At 57.9% G+C, this 254-nt stretch carries 1 protein-coding gene; it reads left to right on the top strand.

What is annotated here, in order from left to right:
- Positions 1-254: GTPase (locus SB765_RS31735; RefSeq protein ID WP_410932770.1), on the top strand; the 254-nt coding region annotated here is incomplete at both ends.

Genomic DNA, 254 nt, shown 5'->3' with positions numbered 1-254 from the left:
CGGTCAGCGTCTGCTGGTTGCTAAGGGCGGCTGGCACGGTCTGGGCAATACCCGTTTCAAATCGTCCGTTAACCGTACACCACGGCAGAAAACCAACGGTACGCCGGGTGATAAGCGTGAGCTGCTGCTGGAGCTGATGCTGCTGGCTGACGTCGGTATGTTGGGGATGCCAAACGCGGGGAAATCGACCTTTATTCGCGCGGTATCGGCGGCTAAACCGAAAGTGGCGGATTATCCGTTTACCACTCTGGTGC

The organism is Pseudomonas sp. SIMBA_067, assembly GCF_046534675.1.
GTDB classification, from domain to species: Bacteria; Pseudomonadota; Gammaproteobacteria; order Pseudomonadales; family Pseudomonadaceae; genus Aquipseudomonas; species Aquipseudomonas putida.
This window is presented reverse-complemented; position numbering and strand designations above follow the sequence as displayed.